The organism is Acinetobacter sp. YH12142 (assembly GCF_013418435.1).
In the GTDB taxonomy this organism is placed as follows: domain Bacteria; phylum Pseudomonadota; class Gammaproteobacteria; order Pseudomonadales; family Moraxellaceae; genus Acinetobacter; species Acinetobacter amyesii.
Genome location: NZ_VPCB01000004.1, coordinates 1 through 14,568 on the forward strand (window position 1 = coordinate 1; position 14,568 = coordinate 14,568).

Genomic DNA, 14,568 nt, shown 5'->3' on the forward strand with positions numbered 1-14,568 from the left:
CAAGTAACTTGGACCAGTGTTGATCATTTAGCATTGTTCGAGGCATAGCGAGTGTAAAATTGGGTTTGGCGATTTAATTTTACTATCTCGCTATTTTTTTAATCAACAAATGTCAACAGACCCTAATGTAATAGATTTGATTTTCACAACATACTGTTGTTTTTGATTAGTGAACGACAGCGATAGGCTGTAAATATTTATTGATATACTCATCGCGAATAGCAGGTCTTTCATCAGGACTAGCTTTTTGCATACGTGTCGCGAGTTCTTTACGTTCTAAAGTACTCATTTTTTGCCATGTTTCGCGCATACGCTGCTTTTCACTATCTGGAAGTTGGGTGAACCAATCCATGCGCTGTTGCAAGCTGACACGTTGATCTGCAGGAATCTCTTTGAGAGCCTGATACTTTTTAATTAAAGCCTGTTGTTCTGCTTCAGATAGCGAATCCCAAGTTTCATTGACTTGAGTATTTGCATCTTTTGAAAATATCCAAAAGCGATCAAAGCCAGCAAAACTGGTTTGCAAAAAACTAAAAGCACAGAATGCAATTGCTAATTTTTTAGCTGCCATGTGGAACTTTGTCCTCACCCAGAACCATCAACATTTCAAGATCTTCCACCATTTGAGGGGAGAGCTTAGGGGTTGAAATCACCTGATTTTGTGGTTTGTCATCCAGTACAGTCGCATTCGGTAAAATGACAAAACCTGCAATTGCTGCTGCAAGTGCAAAGCCAGACATTTTCCAGAAACCATAACGTGAAGTTTCGCGCTGATGAATATCTTCAAGCACGTTATTCATGACAGTTGCTTTGTCTTTATGGTGCTGTGCGAGTCCATCAAGTTTGGAAGTTACTTGCTTTAAGAAATCATCTTGTTTCATTCGGATGATCCTCCCATATGTGGATTCAAATGTGCCAAAGCGGTACGTAAACCTTGAATGGCACGGTGGTAATGTGTTTTCACACTGCCTTCGGAACAATTCATAATTTCTGCAGTTGTATGCGTATCAAAGCCTTCCCAAGCTCGCAACATAAATGCTTGTTGCTGGCGGACTGGAAGTTCTGCGATAGCATCTTGTATTTCCTCTGCAGTGACAGCCTGATCCAGAAAGTCGAAAGGGTTTGGTGTAGATTCATCTACAACATCCTGTATTTCGACATCGTCGTCATCTAGGCTGACTTTTCTAAATAAGGAAAACGGCTGCGAACGACGTGCTTCTTTTCGACGCCAGTCTTGCAGCTTGTTATTTAAAATGGTGTAAAACAGGGGATACCATTCCTCTGTGGACTTTTCAGCATAAGCTTTATGTAAGGAAATAAAGGCTTCTTGCACCAAGTCCATGGCAATGCCATGTTGACCGTGCGTTGCACTTTCCATCATTACTAAAGCACGCCCCGTCACTTCATTCATGAAGTTTTTCAGGCGAGACTCAGCCGTGCTTTTTAAAACACTGCTGTCTTGCGTCTCGGACTTTTTGGGTGCTAAATCCATAGAGATGGAAAATCCTGTCATCGGATACCCACCATTATTTCCATATTCATATACAAATAACGATGGAAATAATGGTTAGGTTGACAAAAAGAATTATTATTTTTTCTAGTGTAGTCTATTTTTTTCAGGCTTAAGCGCTAAATACAATAAAATAACGATTTTACTGACGCTGACGTACCATTTCAAAAAAACAGATCGAGCCAGCAATGGCTACGTTTAACGATTCTTGACCACCCGGTTGAGGAATCGCAACGGCTTCTGCATGTTGTAATGCATACTCAGAAACACCTTGACCCTCATTGCCTAAAATCCACACACATTGTTTGCGCAAATTTTTGCTATATAGGTTTTCAGACTGATGTGAGCTTGTTGCATACACTGGAATTTTGAATTTCGTCAAAATATCTTCAAGGGCAATATTTTCAAAGGTATTTAATGAAAAATGTGCGCCCATACCTGCGCGTAATACACGCGGTGACCAGAGTGATGCAGAGCCTTTGGTACAAACGACTTGCTCAATACCTGCTGCGGCAGCAGAACGGAGTAGGGTGCCTACATTACCAGGGTCTTGAATGTTGTCTAAAATTAAGGTGTCTTCACTGAAGTTAAGCGCTTCACTTGAACTTGGTAAATCCACAATCGCTAAGCAAGCAATAGATGTTCCAAGTGTACTGATATCTTTGTATAAAGATTCACTTAGAATAAACACCGCACCTTGATATTGTTCCGCAATGCGGTCGAAGTCGGCATGATTAATTGCTTGTTCAGTGGTGAAAATCGATTTGATTGGACGTTTTGAGTCTAACCATGACAACACCAAGTGTGTGCCTTCCAAAACAGTTTGACCTTGTTTTTTACGGTAGGCATTTTGTTCAATTAAGCCACGTAGGTGCTTAATTTTCGGGTTGTCTTTTGATTCGAGATAAATCAGAGCCATGGGGGAGATATCCACGAAAGTCAGCAAAAATACTGACTTTCGTTATAAGAAATTAATTATGGTATGACGTAACTAGGTCAACTTCGTTTTTAGAACCAATAATCACAGGAACACGTTGATGAAGTTCTGTTGGTTGGATGTCTAGAATGCGGACACGGCCTGTTGTAGAAGCACCGCCAGCTTGTTCCATCAACATACTCATTGGGTTTGCTTCGTACATTAAACGTAGACGGCCTGCTTTTTTCGGATCTTTGAAGTCGTATGGATACATGAAGATACCGCTACGGCAAAGAATACGATGAATATCACCCACCATACATGCGACCCAACGCATATTGAAGTCTTTTTCACGCGGGCCAGTTTTACCTGCAAGAAGTTCGTCGATATAACGTTTTACAGGTTCTTCCCAGTGACGCTGGTTCGATGCATTAATTGCATATTCTTTAGTGTCTGCTGCAACCGCAATCGCATCTTTAGTTAATAAGAATTCTTTGCTTTCTGGATCAAAAGTAAAGAAGACTACGCCAGCACCGACAGTTAGAGCCATCATTGTTGATGGACCATACAGTACATAACCTGCAGCCGCTTGATTCACACCCGCTTGCATGAAATCTTCAGCTTGCGTTACCGCATTTTTTGCAGGAAGAATTGAGAAAATTGTGCCAACACACATGTTGATATCGATGTTGCTTGAACCATCTAATGGGTCGAACAAAACAAGATAATCGCCATTTTCTTGAGCTGGTGTGAATTCATCTAATTCTTCAGATGCCAAACCACCGACATGTGGATGAACTTTTAATGCATCGATGAGGTAATCATTTGAAATGACATCAAGTTTCTTTTGTTCTTCACCTTGAACGTTTTCGTGTTGCGCGCTACCCAATACACCAGCCAAAGCACCTTTTTGTAAAAGAAGGTCGATGTCTTTGCATGTATTACCAATTGTTTCAATAACTTGTGCTAATGCAGGAGTAAGATTACCACTTTGTTGTTGTAGAAATTGGGAAAGGGTGAGATTTGACATAACCGGAAAACTCCAAATATTAATTTATCAAAAATGATAAAAATGTGATTGTGCAACATTTTAGATGAGAACGAAGGAAAAGAAAAATTAAACTAGACTATTTGTCGTGATTTTACCCTTGCAAGTCCTGAATAACATGCTATGTTGAATCTAATGTATAAATCGAAAGACAGGGAGCACAACAATGACCACACAAAAATTTGATGCGACTCCGACTGCAACTGAGGGATTGAATTTAGACGATATTTCTGCGGATACCGTAAAAGCTGCATGGAGCAGTTACGAAGCAAAAGCAGAGTATAAAAAGTTCAATAAACATGACCTCATTGAGTCGATGCAAACAGAAAAAGAAAATGCTGAACATCCAGAAGCAGAAGCTTAATAATTTGGATTGTTAAGCTAATTTTCTAGTTGGTAAAGCTAAGGATCTCATTTTAAAAGTCGTTCATTTGCATTTTAATTTATTATTTTTTATGTTCTAAAGCCGCTAATCGAATTTATCCTGAGTTAAAGGGCTAAATTGCGTTAAAGCACAGAACGTTGCAATAGAATGATGCAAATGAAACGATATAAATTAAATGATACGGGTTAAATAAAAAAGCACTCATTAATGAGTGCTTTTTTTAGCTCAGACTTATTCAAGTCTTATTTAAGTAGCGGAGGAACAGCTTCGTAGTTAATTTCTACGCGGCGGTTTTCTTTCCATGCATTTTCATCATGACCCGCATTGATTGGCATTTCTTTACCATAGCTAACTGCTTCAAGCTGATTTGGACTTACACCCGTTGTAATCAGAAAGCTTTCAACAGCTTTGGCACGACGTTCACCAAGTGCCATGTTGTATTCACGAGTACCACGTTCATCGGTGTGACCTGTTAAAGCCACGCGTGAGTTTGCATTAGCAACAAGGAACTGTGCATGAGCTTGAAGGGTTTGTAAGTCTTCATTGCTTAGCTCGGTACTGTCGTAGTCAAAGTGTACTACGCGCTTCGCTAAAAATGCTTTATTCGCTTCAGTAACACCTTTAGATGATGCACCCGCTAGGTTTTGTGCATTGAGTGCTGCATCTTCACTTAAACCAGAAGTGTTTACAGTGGTTGAGCCATTTGGGTTTTGTCCTGCTTGTACGTCTGCTGCAGGTTTACGGCTGGCACAACCAGTCATTACTAATGCTGTAGCTAAAACAGGTAGCGCAATCAGTTTCATTGCTTTCATATTGATCTCCATGACGGTTATTTATGATGTTTCATTAAAAAGTTATTGTTGAATAAATCATGCAGTGTTTATTTCGGTGCCCAAGCTGGCTCACGAACTTCACCTTGTTCACTTGGTAAGTTCATGCGGAAACGACCATCTAAAGACATGATCGAGAGCAAACCACGGTTTGCTTCACGTGTTGCATACACCACCATTTGACCATTTGGAGAGAAGCTTGGGGATTCATCTAAACTTGTTGGTGTTAAAATATTGGTTACACCAGAACCAATGTCTTGAACCGCAACTTTATAGTTACTACCGCTAGGACGATGCACCAAAGCTAATTTTTTACCATCAGCACTTAAAGTGCCACGGGCATTAAATGCACCACGGAAAGTCAAACGTTTTACACTTTCAGTATTTAAGTTGTAGGTATAAATTTGTGGAGAGCCACCACGGTCAGAGGTAAAAATAAATGATTTACCGTCAGGGGCATAACGTGCTTCTGTATCAATCGCTGTGTCATTGGTCATGCGTTTTAATTGGCGAGTCTGTAAATCCATTTGATAGATTTCAGGATTGCCATGCATTGAAGCGGTAAACAACATGCTTTTACCATCTGGCGAGAAGCTTGGTGCACCATTCAGGCCACGGAAACTTGCTACTTTTTCACGGTTACCACTTGCTAAGTCTTGGATGTAAATCGCAGGGCGCTTGGTTTCAAAAGAAACATAAGCTAGCTTTTTCGCATCAGGTGTCCACGCAGGGGACAGGATTGGATCACGTGAAGTCAAAATGGTGCGTGGCTGCTCCCCATCTGTGTCGGCAATTTGTAGGGTATAGCGCTGATCTGGTGTTGCTGCATTACGCAATACATAGGCAATACGGCCGCTGAAGTCACCTGGAATACCCGTTAAAGCTTGATAGATTGCATCACTGATCATATGCGCTGCTTGACGATAACGTGAAGCAGGTACAGTGAGTAGTTCATTTAACAGGTATTGTTTTTTTTCAACATCATACAGTTGGTAGTGAATTTCATAAGAGCCATCAGCCGTTGTTTTTGATGTGCCTGTCACGACATAGGGTACGCCCGCAGCTTTCCATGCTTCTGCATTAGGTGAATTTATTGTTGCAGTTGCAGGTAAGTTTTTAGAGGCACTGGTAAATTTACCTGAGCGGTTCAAGTCATTTTCAACCACTGGATAAATATTTGAGTCATTACTAAAAGGCACGATCGCAATTTTAGGTGCTTCTTCAGGAGCTTTAGTGATTTCGAGGTGAAGCTGCGCATGCGTTTGAGTCACTAAAACTGGGCTCAAAGCAGTGAATACGGCTAAGCAAAGAAGATGTTTACGCGTCATTTCCATCATTCGCTAACTACTCTAAAAATGTGAGTTATTGTCTGTATTAGGTTGTGTCACATAATGGCATGATTTTGAATTATTAAAAGCACAACATTATGATTAATCTGTTATTCGTCTGTGAATTCGTGTCTAAATGTTTGCCTATTTTGATGATGCTTAATTATAAAAATATAAGGTTCTGCTGAACTGATGTCCTTATTTAGAGTGGAAAGACATATAAATCAACCGAGATTCACGGCGAGCATCTGGATTTTCTGGTAAATCAAAAGGGGCTGAGCTAAGGATGGCTTTTTCAATACTCTTTTTAAATGCACGATTTGGCGCATCAAGAATCACTATCGATTGAATTGAACCAAATGATGTCAGTGTAATTCGAGCATTGGCTTTTTGCCCAGTTGAATCTGCTGGAGCTTGCCAACGGCTCAAGATTAAATGTTTAATTTCGGTTTTGGTCCCAGATGCAAGCTTTTTGGCTTGTGATTTACGAGAAGCCTCAGCGCTTGCTGTTCGTTTAGCTGTCGCAGCAGTTTGTTCACGTTCGCGCTTGTATTGCTCAGACTTTGCCTTTGCGGTAGTCATAGGTACATTCGCGGAACTCACCGCGACCTTTTCAGGTTGAATCTGAGTCGATGCTGGATTGTCAGTAGGGCTGGCTAAGGTTGATGATGAGCCTGCCATTACAGAAAATAGAAACAAAAATTTCAAATGTGCCATAAGTTGTAATTAGTCCAATGATCAATTTAAAAATTTAAATGGGTATCGTTATTTCGCTATAAATTTTGTTATAAAAATGCGCGCTTGTTTACGTGCCTCTGGATCAGATGGCATGGGATAAGGTGCAGCATCGCGAACGGCAGTTTCAATACTGGCTTTCAAATCTGGATCGCTAGAATTGATAATAATAGAATGTACACGTCCATTGTCTGCGAGATTAACACGTACAGATGCCGATTTTCCTGTAGAACCTTTGGGAACTTGCCAAGCACGGCGAATTTTATCTGCAAAATCTTTTTTTGCTGTGAGAGCAATTTTTTTGGCTTCAGCTTTTTTCTTTGCAGCCTCATCATTTGAATTTTTTGCCATGGCTGTAGGCGGAAATTGTACTTCTTGTAAAGCTTGCTCAGGTTGATTTGTTTTAGCATTATCCTTCAGCAAAGCTTTAAATTGTTCGGATGATATATTTTCAGGCGTTGCCGAAGAGGGGATATAAATTGACCGACTTTGAGCAATTGTTTGGCTGCAAATAAGTAAGAGTGTAGAAAATAAAAAAAGTGGTTTCATCTTTTATGATTCTTTATAGAAGTAAATGAAAAATCCCCACAAGGTTTGCAGGGATTTAAAAATTAACGTGATGACTTGAAGGTGGACGTAAACCTTTGAGCTTCACGTTTTGCATCTGGGTCACTCGGCATTGGGTATGGTGCAGCAGCTCGAACAGCAGCCTCAATACTGGCTTTCATATCAGGGTCACTAGAGTTCACAATCACTGACTGAACTGAACCACTTTCCGTAAGGGTAACGCGAGCAGTTGCCGATTTACCAGCAGAGTCAAAAGGTGTATCCCATGCACGGCGGATTTTGTTTTCAAAATCACGTTTAGCAGTTGAGGCAATTTTCTTCGCTTCAGCCTTTTTCTGTGCGGCTTCTTCAGCTGCTTTTTTAGCTGATGAAGCTTTGGCTTCTTCGGCTGCACGTTCGCGTGCTTCGGCATCGGCTTTAGCCTTTGCATCTGCCTTGGCTTTTGCATCGGCATCTGCTTTACGTTTTGCAACTTCTGCATTGGCCTTGGCTTTCGCATCAGCATCTGCTTTACGTTTTGCAGCTTCCGCATTGGCCTTAGCTTTGGCATCAGCATCTGCTTTACGTTTTGCAGCTTCCGCATTGGCTTTAGCTTTTGCATCGGCATCTGCTTTACGTTTTGCAGCTTCTGCATTGGCCTTAGCTTTGGCATCAGCATCTGCTTTACGTTTTGCAGCTTCTGCATTGGCCTTGGCTTTCGCATCAGCATCTGCTTTACGTTTTGCAGCTTCCGCATTGGCTTTAGCTTTCGCGTCTGCATCTGCTTTACGTTTTGCAGCATCCGCATTGGCCTTGGCTTTGGCATCAGCATCTGCTTTACGTTTTGCTGCTTCAGCATTGGCTTTCGCCGTAGCATCTGCTTTTGCCTTAGCCGCATCCGCTTTAGCTTCTTGTTGTGCTTTTAGTTTTGCAGCTTCAGCCGCTTTAGCTTGTTCTTGAGCACGCTTTGCATTGTCCGCAGCTTTTTGTTCAGCAAGCTGCTGTGCTTTTGCCGCAGCGAGTGCCTGTTGAGCAGCAACCTGTGGATCTGCCTTAGGTGGTTCTGCTGGTTTAGGTGGTGCAGCCGTTGGAATCTCGGGTGCTGGTTCAACGCTAGGTTCTGCTGTTTGCGTGATTTGTTCAGCTACATTTTCATGCGCGGTTTCATCAAACTCTGTGACTTCACGAGTTACAGGTTTCAAATCTTCCGGTTTTACCAAAACAGTGGTTATTTTTTTAGGGGGCTCAGGTGGTTTACTCATGCCAAGATAAAGTAAGCCAACCACAGCGACGATATGCACACCTAGTGTGAAACCAATCGCAACGGCTTTTTGTTTAAAAGGCGGCTTGTTGAAATCTTTCATAAATTATTTTAATGGCTCAGTCAGTAAACCTACTTGTGTTAAACCTGCATCTTGAAGGGCAGACATGAGTTTCATGACTTCACCATAAGGACGAGATTCACTGCCGTTAATCAGGACACTCATTTGCTTTTTCTGTTCGTTCGCTTCATTTTGTGAAGCAGTTAAAACAGATTTTAGTTCATCAAGTGTGAGTACATCATTCTGATGATTTTTATCTTCGAGTTTGATCGTTCCATCCGCCTCAAGTGTAACAATCGCAGGGCGATCTTCCACTTGCATAGGCGTGCCATTTGCCTGTGGTAAGTCGACTTTGACGCCTGTGGTGATCATAGGTGCAGTGACCATGAAAATCACCAATAAAACCAACATGACATCAATATAAGGTACGACGTTCATGTCACTTTTTAATGGTTTTTTGATGCGCTCAAAGCGTCCAGAACGTTGAATAGCCATTAGTCATTGTCCTGAGTTGAACCTACAGACTGGCGTTGTAATAACGCAACCATTTCTTCGGCAAAAAGCGCACGATCGTTATAAACGGCTTCACCTTTGGCTGTGAAATGGTTAAATGCAAGTACAGCAGGAATCGCTGCAAAAAGACCAATTGCCGTTGCAATCAATGCCTCTGCAATACCAGGAGCAACCGTAGCAAGGGTGACTTGGTCAACATCTGCCAAACCAATAAAGGCGTTCATAATGCCCCAAACGGTACCAAATAAACCAACATAGGGAGCAACTGAGCCAATACTCGCAAGCGCGCCTAAACCATTTTCTAAATGTCCTTGGTCACGGCTTAAACCCACACGAAGAATACGTTCTGTACCTTCAATTGATTGTTCTGCACTGGCATGACGTTTTTTAAGTTTGAAAAACTCGCCTAAACCTTGATAGAAGACATCTTCAAGGCCAACACGTTTCGAGTTGAGTTGAGCATTGTTGTATAAAGTGTTGAGTTCGGCGCCAGACCAAAAGATTTTTTGGAAATGTTCATCATCAGCCTGCGCTTTTTTATAACTCATGTGTAACTTGGCAATCAGATACCAACTGAATAACGAAGCTAAGAGCAGCAGGAGCATTACCAGTTGTACGACAGGACTTGCTTGTAAGATGAGGTCTGAAACTTTGAGTGTTGATTCTAGTTGAGTTGCCATAGTTACTACATGTGCCAAATAATTTTTTTAATCTTGTTCCAATTCTTTCAGAATCAGTTCACGTATTTCATCAGGAAGGCGACGGGGTTTCATCTCTGCACTGATACATGCCAATTCTACCTCACCTGATGCCAGCATAATATCACCACGATAAATATTTTGTTGCAACACAAATGACGTAGCCTTACACGAAACTACACTTGCTGTAACAGTAATCAGGTCATCCATTAATATAGGGCGTGAATATTTCACATTAATTTTATGAACGACAAAGTTGTAATCTTTTTGATGCCAATAATGGTCTACACCTGAAGCGCGTAGCCATTCTGTGCGGGTACGCTCCATAAAGCGAATATGATTTGCGTGGTAAACAATGCCACCTGCATCTGTATCTTCAATATATACACGAATGTTGAATTCGAATTTATTCGCCATGAGAGTGTTCCGTCTTTATAAAATCTGAAAAATATTGTTCTGCACTTCAGCATAGAATTAGAGCATTTAAAAATGGCGATAATTCAATGATTCGTCAAGTGCTTCAATGACGGGCAGTTTAGCACCGTGAGTCATCAGTCCAATGGCACAAGGTTTCAACTCACGTAAATCTTTAACTTCCGTAGTTGTAATTATTGATTAAAAAAGAGACTGCTTTTAATTTGTTTGTTCATCTAATTTAAATTTTGTATCGACAAAATCCTGTAGATGAGCTGCTAAATATCCCGCAATATGAAAGTGAGTTTCTTCCATTTTCTTTTTCTGTTGCTTTGGGAGTAATGCTTTTAAAGATTCATACATATACGTTAAGCAGCAAAAGCCAAGGCCAATAACTAACATGAGTAAAAGTTTATTAGGTAGATCTATCCAGAAAAACACATAAACGAGTATGACTAAAGTAAAGAATGAGAAGCTGAAATACAACGTATTAATTTTTGCTGGCTTAAAGTTTTCCTTGACCAAAGCTTGTACGTCGTCGTGATAGTACGTCCCAATAAAAATGAGGGCAGAAGTATAGTTGAAGCTCAGGTTTTTTATACGATATGCAGAAGGCGATTGTTTAATAGTTAAGATATTATCTTCACTTACTTCTATGGTTTCTTTGCTAAGAATGTTTTCACATTCGACAGTGATAAAATAATTGTATTCGGTGTGGAATAAGCTTTCAAAATCACTCATTTGTTTTGGGCTAAATGAACTGATAGGTTGTTCTCTGGGAATGTGTTCAATGGCACTGTCTAATGGTAGGTTTTGAATGTAGTCGCTATTAATTTTGTTAATTATTCTATTCTCAAGATTTATCATTTTAGTCTATTGTTTGTAGTGGCTTGAATTTATTTTAAAAATTTAAATAAACATGCAGGGAGCATTTAACTCCCTGAAGTCGTTCAGTGAATTATCGTTTACTTATCTTTCGGCTCTGGTGGTGTCATCCCAAACTGTAAATACGCCATATTGGTGGCAATACGTCCACGCGCAGTACGCATGACATAGCCTTGCTGAATGAGGTAGGGCTCGATTACATCTTCTAGCGTCCCTGAGTCTTCTGCCATAGCAGCAGCTAGAGCTTCTACACCTGCAGGGCCACCATCAAAACGCTCTAGTAGCATTGATAAATAACGGCGGTCTAGCGTATCTAAACCATCTTTATCGACATTTAGCATGTCCAAAGCACGTTGAGCCATCTCTTGGGTTACTTCACCTGTGCCTTTGACTTGCGCATAATCACGGACCCGGCGTAATAAACGGTTTGCAATACGAGGTGTCCCACGAGCACGGCGTGCAACTTCTTGAGCACCTTCGGCGGTCATGGGCACATCCATCAAGTTGGCAGAACGAGTCACAATATGCGTTAAGTCTTTGACAGAATAGAACTCTAAACGTTGTACGATACCGAAACGGTCACGTAAAGGAGAGGTCAGTAGGCCTGCACGAGTCGTCGCTGCAACAAGAGTGAAGGGTGGTAAATCCAGTTTGATCGAACGGGCAGCAGGGCCTTCACCAATCATGATGTCGAGTTGGTAATCCTCCATCGCTGGATAGAGAATTTCCTCGATGACCGGTGAAAGACGATGGATCTCATCAATAAATAAAACATCACCTTCTTCGAGGTTGGTTAGCATTGCAGCCAAATCGCCTGCACGCTCAAGGACGGGGCCTGATGTTGATTTTAAGTTGCCGCCCATTTCACGGGCAATAATATTGGCCAGTGTGGTTTTACCTAAACCCGGTGGGCCAAAAATTAAGGTGTGATCAAGTGCTTCTTCACGGCCACGTGCAGCACCGATAAAGATTTCCATTTGTTCACGGACGACAGGCTGCCCGATGTAGTCATCAAGGGAAGTTGGGCGGATGGCGCGGTCGAAGTGGTCTTCGGGCTTTTCGGAACCACTGATAAGACGGTCTTGCATATAATTAAATCAATCTCTGGCTGAACTTTCGAGGCACAGCCTCAAGTTGTGATTTGTGTTAAGGTGCCATTGTGTAGGCATTGCTTTACTTTTGAAAGATCAAAAGTAACAAAAATCTTGTGTTGGATTGAGGATATATCCTTATATCCCAATCCAACATGGCGACATTCATGTCGCCTTCGTGTATACAATTTAGGTGTATTGGTATGTCTATTTGAATTATTTATTCATCGACTTAAGTGCTGCACGGATAATGTCGCTGGCTTCAGTATAATCAGCTTTGACGGCATTAATTAGCTTTTGTGCTTCAATTGGCTTGTAACCTAATGATTGCAATGCCGCCTCAGCTTCGGCAACGGCAGAGTTGCCTGTAAATTGAATTTGTTCAACAGTTGAATTGGTTGGTGCAGTCCCTGAAGCCATGGCTTTAAAGCGATCACGTAACTCAATCATGAGGCGTTCAGCGGTCTTTTTGCCTACACCCGGAACTTTGACTAAAGTGTTTACATCTTCATGTTCAACCGTGTGAATCAGCATTTCAACACTTAATGTTGATAAAATGCCCAGTGCCATTTTAGGGCCTACGCCGTTAACTTTTAACAGTGTGCGGAAGATCAGTTTTTCTTGAGCATTGCTAAATCCATACAGCAGTTGTGCATCTTCACGTACAGCCAGATGTGTCCACAAGGTAATTTTTTGACCTTTCTGTAGTTGGCAAAATGTTGAAAGTGGGGTGTCAATTTCATAGCCCACACCATTTACATTGAGTAATACCGTTGGTGCTTCCAATGCCAGCACTTCGCCAATTAAACATCCGATCATGTCATTTATTCACTTTATTTCAGTTTAGTCTGAGCTATTTGCTCAATTTCAATTTGTTGCGAGATTAGCGTGAAGGCCAGCGAATTACTAGCCTTCACATTTTTTCAGCTTTAAAAGAAACCAACTTTATTGCCTTGAAGTTCCTGTGCAAGGTTATAAGCCTGATGGTCTGAAAATTTAGAGATAATATCCAATACTTGCATGATGTTTTCATAATGCAACGGCCCAAAATGTGCCCCCGAACGGTGGAGAATGGACATCAGTCGCTGTTCTTTAAAACTCAAGGTTTTATTTGGCGTAGTTAGAGGAATAAATGCATCTAAAATATTTTGTAGACTTTGATGCGCAATAATCTCTAAGCCGGCTTTTTGTGGATGTTCAAAAATTTTATCGCGAGCTAATTCTTTTGCTCGGTTAATTCCACGCTCAATATCTTCACTGCAATATTGCAATAAACTGCCTTTGAGTTGACCTGACAAAATATCATGATGATGACGGGCAAAGGCAGTCGTGACTTCTTCGACTAGACGTTTCATCACACGACCTCGTAATGCGGCAATTTTTTGTTGCCAAGTGGTATCAGTCATAGCCAATTCGGCAGGTATGCCATAGTCACCGACCAAATCAAGGAAAATGGGCTCAACTTCGTTATAGTTCAACATGTTGAGGATAATGCCATCTTCAAGGTCAATTAAGGCATAACAAATATCATCTGCGGCTTCAAGCAAATAAGTCAACGGATGACGACAGTAGTGATATTCGCCCAGTTGAATTAAACCGAGTTGTTCTGCAATTTGCTGCAAGATTTCTTTTTCTGCTTGATAACAACCAAACTTTGCTCGTTGGCTCGCAGGTTTATTGCCTTGCGATGCAATGGTTTTTGAAAGCCAGGGGTATTTTAAATATGCACCTAAAGTTGCATAGGTTAAACGCATACCCCCATCATTTGGATGATAATCAATTTTAGTCAGTAGGCGTAAACCTTGGGCATTGCCTTCAAACTGTCTCACGTCGGCTTCTTCTTCAGGGCTTAAGTCCTGTAAAAAGTTGGTGTGTGATGCATCATCAAACCATTCTCGAATAGCATATTCACCTGCATGGCCAAAAGGTGGATTACCAATATCGTGTGCCAAGCACGCAGCTTGAATAATTGCACCGACATCGGCAGGTGAAATCCACATCGGGAGTTCATCTTTAATTTTTTCAGCCGCGAGCATCCCCAATGAACGTCCAATACAAGACACTTCTAAAGAGTGAGTCAGGCGAGTATGAATGCCATCATGTTGGGTGAGGGGATGGACTTGGGTCTTGTGGTTTAATTGTCGAAAGCTTTGCGAAAAAATAATGCGGTCGTAGTCTTTGTGGAAAGGGCTACGTGCCTGTTCAGAGCTATGTTTATTACTACCAATACGAACTGTAGAAAGCAGTTCAAGCCAACGCATTTGAGTCATTTATCATTATTCAGTTATTTACTAAAAACTATGATGCCAAACTTGTGACTAAAGTAATAGTGGGTCGCGTCATAGCT

Annotated in this window: 18 protein-coding genes; 1 reads left to right on the forward strand and 17 read right to left on the reverse strand. The window is 41.2% G+C overall.

Annotated features, from left to right (window positions below; translation table 11 throughout):
* Window positions 1-166: 166 nt before the first annotated feature.
* The 5 genes from FTU77_RS04555 to FTU77_RS04575 form a co-directional block, all read right to left on the reverse strand.
* Window positions 167-571, reverse strand: coding sequence for a DUF3106 domain-containing protein (locus FTU77_RS04555; protein WP_180054931.1), 405 nt, complete (start codon window positions 569-571; stop codon window positions 167-169).
* Window positions 561-881, reverse strand: a complete 321-nt coding sequence (locus FTU77_RS04560; protein WP_078190377.1) for a hypothetical protein — start codon at window positions 879-881, stop codon at window positions 561-563. The genes FTU77_RS04555 and FTU77_RS04560 overlap by 11 nt, the downstream gene beginning before the upstream one ends.
* A complete protein-coding gene (locus FTU77_RS04565) occupies window positions 878-1,492 on the reverse strand; it encodes an RNA polymerase sigma factor (RefSeq protein WP_111883945.1) in 615 nt (204 codons plus the stop codon). Before FTU77_RS04565 ends, FTU77_RS04560 begins: the two co-directional genes overlap by 4 nt.
* Before the next feature lie 160 nt (window positions 1,493-1,652).
* Entirely contained in the window at window positions 1,653-2,429 is a 777-nt protein-coding gene (locus tag FTU77_RS04570; protein WP_078192042.1) for an RNA methyltransferase, read from the reverse strand.
* 52 nt (window positions 2,430-2,481) lie between these two features.
* Window positions 2,482-3,456, reverse strand: coding sequence for a class 1 fructose-bisphosphatase (locus tag FTU77_RS04575; protein ID WP_078192041.1), 975 nt, complete (start codon window positions 3,454-3,456; stop codon window positions 2,482-2,484).
* A 184-nt stretch (window positions 3,457-3,640) separates the two neighbouring features.
* Here FTU77_RS04575 and FTU77_RS04580 point away from each other — a divergent pair, with 184 nt between their 5' ends.
* Entirely contained in the window at window positions 3,641-3,838 is a 198-nt protein-coding gene (locus FTU77_RS04580; protein ID WP_078190373.1) for an NF038105 family protein, read from the forward strand.
* Between the two features lie 263 nt (window positions 3,839-4,101).
* Here the strand turns inward: FTU77_RS04580 and pal are convergent, their stop codons facing one another.
* The 12 genes from pal to FTU77_RS04640 form a co-directional block, all read right to left on the reverse strand.
* Window positions 4,102-4,671: a peptidoglycan-associated lipoprotein Pal gene (pal, locus tag FTU77_RS04585; protein WP_168378062.1), complete on the reverse strand. Its 570-nt coding sequence runs from the start codon at window positions 4,669-4,671 to the stop codon at window positions 4,102-4,104.
* A 68-nt stretch (window positions 4,672-4,739) separates the two neighbouring features.
* Window positions 4,740-6,023, reverse strand: a complete 1,284-nt coding sequence (gene tolB / locus FTU77_RS04590) for a Tol-Pal system beta propeller repeat protein TolB (protein ID WP_180055186.1) — start codon at window positions 6,021-6,023, stop codon at window positions 4,740-4,742.
* Between the two features lie 192 nt (window positions 6,024-6,215).
* Entirely contained in the window at window positions 6,216-6,734 is a 519-nt protein-coding gene (locus FTU77_RS04595) for a TonB C-terminal domain-containing protein (protein WP_257222184.1), read from the reverse strand.
* 48 nt (window positions 6,735-6,782) lie between these two features.
* Window positions 6,783-7,301: a cell envelope integrity protein TolA gene (locus FTU77_RS16145; protein ID WP_180054933.1), complete on the reverse strand. Its 519-nt coding sequence runs from the start codon at window positions 7,299-7,301 to the stop codon at window positions 6,783-6,785.
* 62 nt (window positions 7,302-7,363) lie between these two features.
* Entirely contained in the window at window positions 7,364-8,662 is a 1,299-nt protein-coding gene (gene tolA / locus FTU77_RS04605; RefSeq protein ID WP_180054935.1) for a cell envelope integrity protein TolA, read from the reverse strand.
* Window positions 8,663-8,665: 3 nt separating this feature from the next.
* On the reverse strand, window positions 8,666-9,115 hold the full coding sequence (tolR, locus tag FTU77_RS04610) for a protein TolR (RefSeq protein WP_180054938.1): 450 nt from the start codon (window positions 9,113-9,115) through the stop codon (window positions 8,666-8,668).
* Window positions 9,115-9,813, reverse strand: a complete 699-nt coding sequence (tolQ, locus tag FTU77_RS04615; protein ID WP_078190368.1) for a protein TolQ — start codon at window positions 9,811-9,813, stop codon at window positions 9,115-9,117. The genes tolR and tolQ overlap by 1 nt, the downstream gene beginning before the upstream one ends.
* A 27-nt stretch (window positions 9,814-9,840) precedes the next feature.
* Window positions 9,841-10,248 (reverse strand): tol-pal system-associated acyl-CoA thioesterase, encoded by a 408-nt coding sequence (gene ybgC / locus FTU77_RS04620; RefSeq protein ID WP_078190367.1) that lies wholly within the window; start codon window positions 10,246-10,248, stop codon window positions 9,841-9,843.
* Between the two features lie 216 nt (window positions 10,249-10,464).
* Window positions 10,465-11,112 carry a hypothetical protein gene (locus tag FTU77_RS04625; protein ID WP_180054940.1) on the reverse strand — a complete coding sequence of 216 codons (648 nt, stop codon included), beginning with the start codon at window positions 11,110-11,112 and terminating at the stop codon, window positions 10,465-10,467.
* 98 nt (window positions 11,113-11,210) lie between these two features.
* Entirely contained in the window at window positions 11,211-12,218 is a 1,008-nt protein-coding gene (gene ruvB / locus FTU77_RS04630; protein ID WP_168378058.1) for a Holliday junction branch migration DNA helicase RuvB, read from the reverse strand.
* A 219-nt stretch (window positions 12,219-12,437) separates the two neighbouring features.
* Window positions 12,438-13,040 (reverse strand): Holliday junction branch migration protein RuvA, encoded by a 603-nt coding sequence (ruvA, locus tag FTU77_RS04635; protein ID WP_180026954.1) that lies wholly within the window; start codon window positions 13,038-13,040, stop codon window positions 12,438-12,440.
* A gap of 110 nt (window positions 13,041-13,150) precedes the next feature.
* Window positions 13,151-14,491: a deoxyguanosinetriphosphate triphosphohydrolase gene (locus FTU77_RS04640; protein ID WP_180054942.1), complete on the reverse strand. Its 1,341-nt coding sequence runs from the start codon at window positions 14,489-14,491 to the stop codon at window positions 13,151-13,153.
* Between the last annotated feature and the right edge of the window lie 77 nt (window positions 14,492-14,568).

Bases quoted from the DNA above. Each gene is read 5' to 3' on its own strand.
- FTU77_RS04580 (WP_078190373.1), top strand. From the start codon at position 3,641: ATGACCACACAAAAATTTGATGCGACTCCGACTGCAACTGAGGGATTG.
- FTU77_RS04570 (WP_078192042.1), bottom strand. From the start codon at position 2,429: ATGGCTCTGATTTATCTCGAATCAAAAGACAACCCGAAAATTAAGCAC.
- tolB (WP_180055186.1), bottom strand. From the start codon at position 6,023: ATGGAAATGACGCGTAAACATCTTCTTTGCTTAGCCGTATTCACTGCT.
- FTU77_RS04565 (WP_111883945.1), bottom strand. From the start codon at position 1,492: ATGGATTTAGCACCCAAAAAGTCCGAGACGCAAGACAGCAGTGTTTTA.
- ruvA (WP_180026954.1), bottom strand. From the start codon at position 13,040: ATGATCGGATGTTTAATTGGCGAAGTGCTGGCATTGGAAGCACCAACG.
- FTU77_RS04625 (WP_180054940.1), bottom strand. From the start codon at position 11,112: ATGATAAATCTTGAGAATAGAATAATTAACAAAATTAATAGCGACTAC.
- FTU77_RS16145 (WP_180054933.1), bottom strand. From the start codon at position 7,301: ATGAAACCACTTTTTTTATTTTCTACACTCTTACTTATTTGCAGCCAA.
- FTU77_RS04640 (WP_180054942.1), bottom strand. From the start codon at position 14,491: ATGACTCAAATGCGTTGGCTTGAACTGCTTTCTACAGTTCGTATTGGT.
- FTU77_RS04560 (WP_078190377.1), bottom strand. From the start codon at position 881: ATGAAACAAGATGATTTCTTAAAGCAAGTAACTTCCAAACTTGATGGA.
- tolR (WP_180054938.1), bottom strand. From the start codon at position 9,115: ATGGCTATTCAACGTTCTGGACGCTTTGAGCGCATCAAAAAACCATTA.
- FTU77_RS04555 (WP_180054931.1), bottom strand. From the start codon at position 571: ATGGCAGCTAAAAAATTAGCAATTGCATTCTGTGCTTTTAGTTTTTTG.
- ruvB (WP_168378058.1), bottom strand. From the start codon at position 12,218: ATGCAAGACCGTCTTATCAGTGGTTCCGAAAAGCCCGAAGACCACTTC.
- FTU77_RS04595 (WP_257222184.1), bottom strand. From the start codon at position 6,734: ATGGCACATTTGAAATTTTTGTTTCTATTTTCTGTAATGGCAGGCTCA.
- tolA (WP_180054935.1), bottom strand. From the start codon at position 8,662: ATGAAAGATTTCAACAAGCCGCCTTTTAAACAAAAAGCCGTTGCGATT.
- FTU77_RS04575 (WP_078192041.1), bottom strand. From the start codon at position 3,456: ATGTCAAATCTCACCCTTTCCCAATTTCTACAACAACAAAGTGGTAAT.
- tolQ (WP_078190368.1), bottom strand. From the start codon at position 9,813: ATGGCAACTCAACTAGAATCAACACTCAAAGTTTCAGACCTCATCTTA.
- ybgC (WP_078190367.1), bottom strand. From the start codon at position 10,248: ATGGCGAATAAATTCGAATTCAACATTCGTGTATATATTGAAGATACA.
- pal (WP_168378062.1), bottom strand. From the start codon at position 4,671: ATGAAAGCAATGAAACTGATTGCGCTACCTGTTTTAGCTACAGCATTA.